Source organism: Fimbriimonadaceae bacterium, from assembly GCA_019638775.1.
GTDB lineage: Bacteria > Armatimonadota > Fimbriimonadia > Fimbriimonadales > Fimbriimonadaceae > JAHBTD01.
The window spans coordinates 1-8,517 of sequence record JAHBTD010000043.1 but is presented as its reverse complement, the minus strand read 5'-3'; the positions used below and the strand labels follow the sequence as shown (position 1 = coordinate 8,517).

Sequence of the window (8,517 nt, the reverse complement as noted above, 5' to 3'; positions counted from 1 at the left end):
GACCAGTGTCATCTGCGGAAAGGTGAAGGCGGTGTAACCTTCGTGCCAGTAGAGTTCTAACTGCTCCAGGACTGTCGCCTGAATGTCCTGGGTTTCTTTGCGACTGGGTATCGTCTGATAGTTCTTCGCGTTGGGCACTCCTTCCACGCTCCAGCCACTTTCCGGGGCGACCATCCCGCCGAATCGATCTCCCGTCTCATCGACAAAGGCCGCGACTTCGAACGCCACCAGGGTCCACTCCGTTGGTGTCAGGGCTTCGAGGTTCGTTTGCAGGAACGTGAGCACCCACCCGACGGCGCCATCCGGCATTGTGCGGATACGTTCAATCGCTTTCTGGTACTCCAGTTGGAAGTCCTGCTCGGCTTTCCCCTGTGCGCTCATGCCTTCCACTCCTTTTTCATGCCGAACCCTCTCAATTTTCCTGATCCCAACACTACCGAAAAAAGTGTCGTGCTGAAGGGCCATCTTGACCGGAATTTGTTTGGCAAGTGTACCTCCTCACTGCTAATGGCTGTCAAGAGTAATCACGCCTAAAAACTAACAAGCGTGACTCTTAACAATCACTTTTTAAGGAGGTGTCTGATGGTCAGTACAAAATTGATCACTATTCGAGAAGCGGCCAATCGGTTAGGGCTGAAGGAAAGCACAATCAGGAAGTACATCCTGAAGCGGCAGATTGCCTATGTGAAGCCGTCGGTGCGAGCGGTGCGGATTCCCATTGAGGAATTGGAACGGATTCTCGCTGCTGGCCTGAGGCCGGTGATTCCTCAGCCGGAAGGTGCCCGATGAGCCGCTGGAAGGAGTTCCGGCGGGAACCCGTCGCCGGAGAATGGACCAGAAAGCAGAAACGGGGCTATCACCGGGTGCGGTCACTGCTCTGGTTCTGGGAATGCCACCAGTTCCAGGTGCTGTGGGTCACGCTGTCGACGGCGGAAGGCGGGGATGCGGAAAAGCTCACCTACCATCACAAGCAGCTGCGGCAACGGATCGAACGCCAGCTGGGCTTTCAGGGGTTGGAGTATTACCAGGTCCGAACGGAAGAAGGGCATGGGGTGCTCCATATCTTCTGGGCCTGGCGGGTGCCAGATGGGGAACGCGCCCGGCGATTCTGGATCTCCCAGGAATGGCTCTCGGCGCAATGGCAGGCCCTGCACGGGGCTCCGGTCGTCTGGATCAAGGCCTATCAGCCAAGTCATCGTTCCCGAAACCGGCTGAGTCGCTACGTCATCAGTCAGTACGTCCAGGATCAATGTGGCTACGTGAATATGTGCTGGTCCTGGAAACGCTCCCTCGGCTTTCCCATCAGTCGGCTGTGGGAAGAGATGCGGCATCAATGGTCTACCCGGAATGCCTACCGACGGATCAGAGGGGAGATCGAAATCCCTCGAATCGTGTTCATCAAGACCTGGGAGGATCTGCTCTCGGGGCATCCCATTTGGTTTAGCGGCACGATTCTGCAACTGGTGTTGGGAAAGGGGCTCGCTTATCAGGAGGTGTGAGCATGATCTGGCATCGATGCGATCTGAAGCTGCCGAGTCTTTTTGGTCCAGCTTGTTGCGGACGGGAAGCGACCACGTATGATCGTGCGCGCAAAGCCTGGCTCTGTCCGGAGCATACGAAGGAACGGCTCTGCGAGTTCTGCCAATTTGAACCGGCATGGGTGCGGTTTTGTTATAGGGAGCATGACGTTACATGCGAAATCTGGCTCTGTATCGACTGTGCGGGACTGACGGGGCGCCGGTGAGATACTCTAATCCATTTCTCCCTGTCGCCCGACCACTATCCCTCACGGGTGAGAGGGAACAATGCTCCGTCCTTGTAGTAGGCGGCGATGCGTTAGCTTGGCCGCCGTTCTGTTGGATCGTTGCTTACAAAGACAGGGAAGAGAGTAGGGATACTAAAACCATGAGGAGATTCGGAACGCAAAGACTCCGCCCAACGAGGCCGCCCGGCCGTTCCGGACCACTGGACCGGACGGCCGGGGGGATCGGGGGCGAAGCCCCCGCTTCACTTGATTCATATGGTCAAAGTAGTAATCATCCTCTGATCATTCTTGCGCAGAGTATCGTCTCAATGTATTCTCCACTGCGTCGCAGTTGAGAGGTTAAGCAGGTGCAATGCGAAGTATTGAACTCTATAGGGCGATTTGGTCACGGCGTTGGCATGATGATGTTTAAAGGTTAGACAACTCAATAGCAGCGGTAGAGGGAGTAACTAAGTAGTGCAGATATCTCTGCTAATTGCAACAATTGCACTAGTACTTCAATGTTGATCTGAGGATCGCTTTGGAATTCGGCAACATATTCCGCTGCTTAAATTGTGGAGTAATGGGGGATGGCAGGTATTGTTCGAACTGCAGTTCTTCATTGCAACCGGACCGGAGTAAAGTCAAGTTATTGATCGAGCAAGGGCTTATTTCCATTGGGTATGTGGGGCCATTTGGCAGTTCGGAAGCTCGAGAACTTAGTCAAGGTACAATCGCAGGCACGTTACCTTCGTGGATTCCACCGCAAGTCTTTTTATCTATAAATGAAGCGTTTTTAAAATGGAATGTCTGCGGTAGCTCTGCATTGTTCTTTGATCAAAGTAACCTGAAGAAGCTAAAAATCGCTATTGTTCTCGACAGCAGTAAATTAGGTCAGGCTGAAATCCTTGGCTTTGTTCAAGATTTATTAAGGTGCCTGAGGCCTCACAAGAGCAATTTTTTTAAGGAACATAGTCTTAAGAACCTTCTAATCGGCTTATATGTTCTAACGGACGATGCAAATTATCGAGGCATTTCTCGTGCCGGCTGCTTGAGAAGTAGCGCAAGAAATAGAAAGGAATCATCAGAGGAGGTTTTATGCACAACAATATCGATGAGGGATAAACGCGTTTATCCAAAATCTATTTGGGATTTAAATCCCGAAATACACCATATGCTCCAATTAGTCATCGCGCAGTTTCATATGGATGAGACATTGCGTAGACGTGAGGAGCACAATCAATCGATCTGGCGTAGTCTTTTGCATGTTACAGTACATCATCCAACTAAAGAACTGCGAAAGTTTGCATGGACATATCTAAGTCTTCTCACAAAGCCTATGCACTATGCCACAGTAATCGATCAGGGAAGACTGAGTCTAAAAACCGCTTTGTCTTATCTCTTCTTCGTGCTGTTAATCATTTCCTTTATAGATAAGGCCTCCGGAATAAAAAGTTTTCCTTCTCTTTTCGAATCTGTCCCCTTGATTAGTGAAATAACTTTTTTTTTAGTAGTGCTATCCATTCTTCTTGCTTGGTCACTTTTTATATTTATTCCGAATAGGATCGTCGGCGGAAAAGGAAGTTTCAAAAAGACATTTCTGACCACAGTTATTATCACTGTGGTCACTACACCATTTGTAGCAATCTTAAAAATACTGGTTTTTAGTGTCGATCCAAAATCAACAGATAGTCCATGGATAAGCCAATTTATATATTTTTGTTTTGGTAGTTATTATATTGGTCCAATAAATAAAGTCATCCACAAGCTTACCAAGCGTCAAGAGATTTGGGGATGGGCTGTAACTTCTGTTCTTATGACTATGCTAATTTTATTCTGGGTCGCAGCCGAAATCTTCCTCGCACCTTCTACTTCCGAAGGAGACAAGGCTTATAGGGAGGGTAATTATCAGGTTGCAATGGTAGTCTACCAAAAGGCAGCCGATCAGGGGCAGGCTTATGCGCAATACAAGCTTGGCGTACTTTATAGCAATGGTTTAGGGGTCGCCCAGGACCATGTAGCGGCCCGGGCCTGGTATGAGAAAGCAGCCAAGCAAGGCAATGCCGCAGCTCAGGATAATCTCGGTGTTCTATATCACAATGGTCAAGGTGGGCTACAGGACGATGTATACGCCCGCTACTTATTTCGCGAAGCAGCTACGCAAGGCTATGCGGGGGCGCAGAACAATCTTGGTTTGCTGTATCTCAAGGGTCTAGGTGGACCGCAGGACAATGCATATGCCCGCGCCTTGTTCCGCAAGGCAGCCGAGCAAGGCTATGCTACTGCTCAATACAATCTCGGTAGACTTTATGAGAACGGTCAAGGGGGGGCACAGGACCATTCAGAGGCTAGAGTCTGGTATAGCAAAGCAGCGGACCAAGGTCATGTGGATGCTAAGGCCAGACTCGCCGCCGTCAATCCCAATGGCAACGAAAAATACTGAGGAAGGTATAAATCGTGAGCACAACGGTGAGGCTCTAGTAATGTTACGTTCTTTTGTGAACAAGAAACGATTGTCCAGGTGTTGGAACCATAGATCATTGGGCTTGCCAGCTTTCTGGAACTAGCGCCGGCGGTTTTGTCCAAGGCGGTTCCACCAACGCTTCTTGGAACCACTGGTCACGAAGGTTCGCGTGCTCTGTGACGATCAACTGAAAGCCGGGGACGTCCTCACGGGTGAACATTAGCAATAGCTCGAACAGTCGGTGCACGGCATTGAGGTCGGCGTCGGCTTCAGTTTTTTGTACCGAGCCGTCGGCGTCCTTATAGACCTGCTCGGACGGAAAGTAGACCTGTGTCGGTTGGTCGATCAGCAGAAAACGAGGGATCGGGCGGTTGTTCTGTGCCGCGAACAGATGCAGGGCGAGTAATGCCGACAGGTGGTAAGCCAGATGATTCTCGCCACCCCCGGTTCGGCTCATCGGGACTGGACGTTCAGGGCGATCGAAGATGATGGTCAGCTGCGGTAGGTTGAGCCGCGCAGGGTAGGGATAGAACTCGGCCTGGAACTTCTGGATGTACCGGGAGACATGTGCCGAGATAAGATTTAGGATCGAGGTCAGGCGTTCATTACTGTCGTCGGCGCCGATCTGTTCCTCAAGCTGCTTGACCTTGTTATTGAGGCGGCGATTCTCCGCCTCTAGCCTGGTAAGATCTTCGTTCGGGAGAAGTCTCTCCAGGAAAAGGCTGATGCGGCCAACCACGCGCGCAGCTGCATTGTTGCGGGAGCCCATCTGGGCGATGACCTCGTTCGCCGAGATAGCTGCGGATAGCTCCGCTTCCTTCTGCTTAATGGCGCCCGCGATTCTGTCTGTTTTGACGGCTAGTTCGGTCAGGTAGGCTTCAAGTTTGGGGCGTTGGACGCTGGCGATGCGCAATTCCTTATCCAGCGATTCCAGCTCATTGAGCAAGATTGTAGCCACCGGGGATCCCAGCGCCAAGTTCTGCTCGGTGAACGGCCATTGCCATTCGCCGCTTTGGGGGTTCTTCGGCAGAGCCTTGATCGAGGCCAGCCGGTCAACCTGTTCGGCGGCCTCGCTTTCGTAGCCGCCCGCCCGCTTGGCGAACTGCCTCGCCGCATCGATCCTGGTCTGAGCATCGCGGCGCTCCCGACGCAACTGGTTCAGCTCCTCCTCCAGGAGCGAAATTCGGCTGACATCGTCGTCGGCCACCGTTTCGGGCGTCCACGACAGTGCCGACCTCAATGCGTGAATAATCTCGTCAGCATTCGGGTTGTCGTCAATGTTGCCGATGACGCCGACCGTCCTCGCTTCAGAATAGAGGCCGATGGCATCTTGGTGCGATGCGTTGACGACGTCGCGCGCTTGCTCCAGCTGCTTGCTGTTGATCCTAAGATCCCGCTGCGCTAAACGCAACCGGGACTCCAGTTCGTAGCGGTCGTGTGATGAGACGCCGAGTAGGATCGGCAACGTATCGCGAATCGCTTGCGGCTGAAACTGTTCGTTCTGGCGGTAGAAAAGCTGATCCTTATTGGCAACTAACCCCTGCTTCTGGAACAGATAGTAGAACGTGTGCTTGACGTTAGCGTCGAAACTCTGACGGCTTTGATCGAGCGCGACATCGGTGCGGTTCTCGGGAATCCCCAGCAATCGTGACAGAAGTTCGACGATGCTGTCGTCGTCGGTGCTGACCGTTAGATCCTGGAACTCGGGCGCCTGCAACTGGGCACCCCTTCGCAGCATCGCCGTGCTGCAGCTGGCGGCGCCACGGGGTGGCGTCGGCTTGGCGATCAGCACCTGTTCGTTTTGGAACTGATATATCACCGCGAACCAGGCTACCTTGTCGCGAATGACGCCTTCAGGAACGTTAAAAGAAGACCGTCCCATGCAGTATTCAATGATCTCGGAGAGCGCGGATTTGCCGGTGGAGGAGCGGCCAGTGATGATGTTAAGCCCGTCCACCTTGAAGCGGATATCGCGGCGCTGGCCGTTGTGGCTGTAAATGTGGATGGATCTGATCCTCATGGCCGAATCCCGAAAGTCGTGTAAACGGTCGCACGGTCAGCAATTCGTGCGAATTCCCTTCCTACAATACGGGCCACTTTTTGGCAGGAGACGGTCTCGGCTGTTCCTCTGACGGTCTTCCGAATCTTGCCGGGCACGGTTTGGATGCGACCGTCGTCCGCGATGGCGATGCAGCCCCTTTCCATCAGTAGGCCAAACGCCTCGAAGGCATAGGGCAGCATCTGCGTGACCCGGTCGGCGAAGCCAACCATGATCTGCTGATTCTTCTCCGTGGTCTTGAGCAGGTAGCTGCGCGGGCTTCCGGCGATCACCTCACGCGAATCCTTGTGCAGGCACAAAGGCAGCACAAGCAGCGATAGCGAGAAGGGCATGCTGTGAGCGCTTTCTTCCTCGTAGCCATGCAGGGCGCGGAAGAGCACCAGACCGCAGAAGGCAGGATTGAACAGGTTCCGAATCTCGAAGGGGCGCTGGTTCCATCGCTTCACGAGGTTAGCCCCAGCACCTCGACGAGGCGATCGAGGAACCTGGGATGCCAGTAGACCCTAGGTTCGGGCGTGGAATCGGCCAGGATGTGGAAGCTGCCGCGGAGGACGTAGGGCTCCGTTACCCGTGCGCGGATGCGCAGCGATTCGAGCTTCGCAGTCTCGAACTCCACCCAGTTGTAAAGGGTTGCGCCAGCTTCGCGGAGTGCATCCTCGGCGCTGTCGTCCTTCAATTTCTCAAAGGCGACATCTTTGTAGCGATTCCACTCGTCAGTGAGACGATCTTCGTATTCCTCGACCTCTCCCGACACCAGTAGGTTTTCGCGTGCCCAGGACGATCGCTGCTCGAATGCCCGGTAGTAGTCTAGGATCGCACTCCTAATCCGACTGGACGAAATACCGATCTCGCGCAGTTGCGCCACGAACAGCCGCGGATCGCCTTCAATGTCGATCTCTTCGGCGGGTACCTTTCCGCGGAAGGTGATGGGCAGGTTGTCCGTCTTGTATTCCTCTGAGAAGTTGGAGAGTTTGTCTGAAACCTCATAGCCGAAGATTCCGTCCTTGCTCGCGCCGGTCAACTGCTTGATGACGGCATCAGTCCACCAGCCTTCCACCCGCTCAAAGACAAAATCGCGGTGTTCGCGCCGGATGCTTCGCATGTGATTGTCCTTGATGATCGTCGGGATGTCGCCGATGCGCGGGCTTGCGTCAAGGATCAATATGCGTTCGAGAAAATCCTGCTTCTCCAAATCGCTCAGTTCGTTGAACGCCGTGGCGATCGGCGCGATGACTTTAGACGTCGAATCGGCGAGTGCAGCATTGGCCAGGTCTGTCAATGTTGCCGCATCGCCAGAAGCGGCAGGCTGGGCTGGGAGGAGCCGGGCAAGGAACGAATTGGTCGATACCGTGCCGGTGGTGAACAGGAAGAACCGCAGGTTTGATGCGGCACGACCATAGCGATTGTACCGCGTTAGCCAGATGTTGACGGACTTCCAGAAGTCAGTCGACAGGTCGGTCAGCCTGTCGCCGACCGCCTTGTGCTTGAGCGAGGCCAAAGACTTGCCGCCGTCGGCGTCGATGAAATCGAGGTCGTCGTCCATCTCGAAGAAGACGGCGGTGTCCTCTGGCAACTGCAACAGACGGAGCAGGGCGAGACGGGCCTGGTAGATGTATCCTAGACCTTGTTCGCTGGCTGAGTATTTGTCAGCGCTCGGTGCCGTCATCGATCCATTCGCACTCAATTTCGGTTTGCCACTGACTTTATCCTATATGGACTCGATGTCGTACGGCTTGACCAACGCTGCCCTGCTGCGGAAAACCGTTGAGTATGCTGGCTGTTTAGCTCAAGGCTTTATTCATTCATCCGGTGTATGGACAGCGGGAATATACCGGTTCTGGGTAAGTATTTCGAGGCTTTTCGTTAGATGGTTCTTGTAGGTTCTGTGGACAAACGATATGGAGGGGCTCCTCATTTTTTCAAAATATAGAACCGTTAACGAACAGCGGCCTCGGCCACAACTGCTGGAGTGCGTTCATAGCATTGAAGACGAACCTCGTCAGAAAGAGATGTGGGAGAGTCTAGGTTGGAGAGAATAAAGAGTAGAAACCCTGATCCCGGTTTCACTCCCGGTTCACTCCCAATTTTGGTCCCGGTTGCCAATCTTACATAATCTCACTCCGTAACAGCGAAAAGTTAATTTTCCCTTTATCTGTGCGAGATTATGGGCTGTCAGTGCCATTCAGTCTTTCTTATTCGCAGTGCTGTCCAGTGGGTCTTCTAAGCTGAGGGTCGTTGGTTCGATTCCAG

At 53.3% G+C, this 8,517-nt stretch carries 7 protein-coding genes; 3 read left to right on the top strand and 4 right to left on the bottom strand.

Features of this window, described 5'->3' with window-relative positions; all coding sequences use genetic code 11:
* On the bottom strand, positions 1 to 381 hold a 381-nt coding region (locus KF784_18960), incomplete at its 3' end, for a hypothetical protein (protein ID MBX3121146.1).
* Between the two features lie 201 nt (positions 382 to 582).
* Here KF784_18960 and KF784_18955 point away from each other — a divergent pair.
* From KF784_18955 to KF784_18945, 3 genes are all read left to right on the top strand, one after another.
* Complete coding sequence (locus KF784_18955; protein ID MBX3121145.1) at positions 583 to 789, top strand: helix-turn-helix domain-containing protein; 207 nt, start codon at positions 583 to 585, stop codon at positions 787 to 789.
* Positions 786 to 1,499: a hypothetical protein gene (locus KF784_18950; protein ID MBX3121144.1), complete on the top strand. Its 714-nt coding sequence runs from the start codon at positions 786 to 788 to the stop codon at positions 1,497 to 1,499. Before KF784_18955 ends, KF784_18950 begins: the two co-directional genes overlap by 4 nt.
* 897 nt (positions 1,500 to 2,396) lie before the next feature.
* Positions 2,397 to 4,187 (top strand): sel1 repeat family protein, encoded by a 1,791-nt coding sequence (locus tag KF784_18945; GenBank protein MBX3121143.1) that lies wholly within the window; start codon positions 2,397 to 2,399, stop codon positions 4,185 to 4,187.
* Positions 4,188 to 4,281: 94 nt separating this feature from the next.
* Here the strand turns inward: KF784_18945 and KF784_18940 are convergent, their stop codons facing one another.
* Genes KF784_18940 through KF784_18930 form a run of 3 tightly spaced genes read right to left on the bottom strand, consistent with a single transcriptional unit; the run spans position 4,282 to position 7,933 of the window.
* Positions 4,282 to 6,228: a DUF3732 domain-containing protein gene (locus KF784_18940; GenBank protein MBX3121142.1), complete on the bottom strand. Its 1,947-nt coding sequence runs from the start codon at positions 6,226 to 6,228 to the stop codon at positions 4,282 to 4,284.
* Positions 6,225 to 6,713 (bottom strand): hypothetical protein, encoded by a 489-nt coding sequence (locus KF784_18935; protein MBX3121141.1) that lies wholly within the window; start codon positions 6,711 to 6,713, stop codon positions 6,225 to 6,227. Before KF784_18935 ends, KF784_18940 begins: the two co-directional genes overlap by 4 nt.
* Positions 6,710 to 7,933, bottom strand: a complete 1,224-nt coding sequence (locus KF784_18930) for a hypothetical protein (GenBank protein ID MBX3121140.1) — start codon at positions 7,931 to 7,933, stop codon at positions 6,710 to 6,712. Before KF784_18930 ends, KF784_18935 begins: the two co-directional genes overlap by 4 nt.
* Positions 7,934 to 8,517 lie beyond the last annotated feature (584 nt).

Excerpts from the sequence above, each read along its gene's own strand:
- KF784_18955 (MBX3121145.1), top strand. The coding sequence starts at position 583 with ATGGTCAGTACAAAATTGATCACTATTCGAGAAGCGGCCAATCGGTTA.
- KF784_18950 (MBX3121144.1), top strand. The coding sequence starts at position 786 with ATGAGCCGCTGGAAGGAGTTCCGGCGGGAACCCGTCGCCGGAGAATGG.
- KF784_18940 (MBX3121142.1), bottom strand. The coding sequence starts at position 6,228 with ATGAGGATCAGATCCATCCACATTTACAGCCACAACGGCCAGCGCCGC.
- KF784_18930 (MBX3121140.1), bottom strand. The coding sequence starts at position 7,933 with ATGACGGCACCGAGCGCTGACAAATACTCAGCCAGCGAACAAGGTCTA.